Source organism: Neobacillus drentensis (assembly GCF_036965425.1).
In the GTDB taxonomy this organism is placed as follows: Bacteria; Bacillota; Bacilli; order Bacillales; family Cytobacillaceae; genus Neobacillus; species Neobacillus drentensis_F.
Map to the genome: position 1 here is coordinate 1 of NZ_JBALPP010000222.1, position 1,227 is coordinate 1,227.

Genomic DNA, 1,227 nt, shown 5'->3' on the forward strand with positions numbered 1-1,227 from the left:
ATTGAACTATATGGTTCTTGAACATTCAATTCTTTAGTAATTTTGTTTAAAAATGAATTATCTTCTAAGTATTTTGTTATACCTTTATAAATACTGTCTATTCCATGCTCTACTAATAAACCATCGACTTCATTATTAATTATTTCTTTTGCTGTTGGAAAATTAGCGCATACGATAGGTCTTTTTAATATTTTAGCTTCACAAACAGTAAGACCAAATCCCTCTTTTTTGGATGTTTGAACATAGATATTGCAATTTTTCATGTATGGGTATGGATTAATTTTTTTGCCGAGTAATTCAAAACAGTCATTTATGCCGTACTCATCAATCAAACTTTGAAGTTTTTTTCTCTCTGGGCCTTCACCAATTCCAAACCACTTAAATTTATAACCAGAGTTTTTCAATTGCCTTGCCACATCGATGGCAGTTTCATACGATTTTACATTAACTAATCTTCCAACTGTTAATATGTTTACCAATGGTTGTTTAAATTCATCTACATTAAATTCTGAAGACATTTTATATATCATTTCAGGATCTACTATATCTAAAATTACTTCAACCTTACTATTATATTCTTTTCTAAGCTTAGATACTGAATCTTTAATATAATGTGAAACTGCAATAATTTGATCAATTTTTTTATATGACTCAAAATCAACATCTTTGTTATATGATGCATTAACATAGTCTGTATTAATCCAGGCTAACTTTTTTGTTGCTTTAACTTTATTAGCAACAAAATAAGTAGGCATTCCTTGATTATAGGCTATAGCTACATCGTAGTCTTTCTCAATCGGGTTAAGTACCTTTTTTATGCTTTTAAAAACTACTTGTTCACCATGCAAAAATCTTCGCCCGAACTTATTAATCCTTAATAGTATTGAAGTTTTAATTCTGTATTTAAAGTATATAAATGTTTTTAGGAGAGAGTATTTGCCTCCATTTAAAAACACAAAATAATCCGGGAGAGGTAAAATATTCACAAACTTAGGTAAATATTTTTCCAGGTCCCCTCCTTTTTTAAACAACAATAAATCAATCTCATAGTTTGATGAATTTAACATATTTAATAACGAAACTAAGCTTTTTTCAGCACCACCAATGGTTAGTGAATCAATTACAAATAATAGTCTTTTTTTCATGGACCCACTTACTTTCTCTTTGTAAATTTGGCTTTAAGTTTCCTTAGAATATTTATATATATTCCATAAATAAGTATTGAAC

1 protein-coding gene is annotated in these 1,227 nt (G+C 28.3%); it reads right to left on the reverse strand.

The features are described 5' to 3' along the window. Positions 1 to 1,145, reverse strand: a 1,145-nt coding sequence (locus V7161_RS30290) for a glycosyltransferase (protein WP_335716463.1), incomplete at its 3' end; no start/stop codon positions are given. Between the last annotated feature and the right edge of the window lie 82 nt (positions 1,146 to 1,227).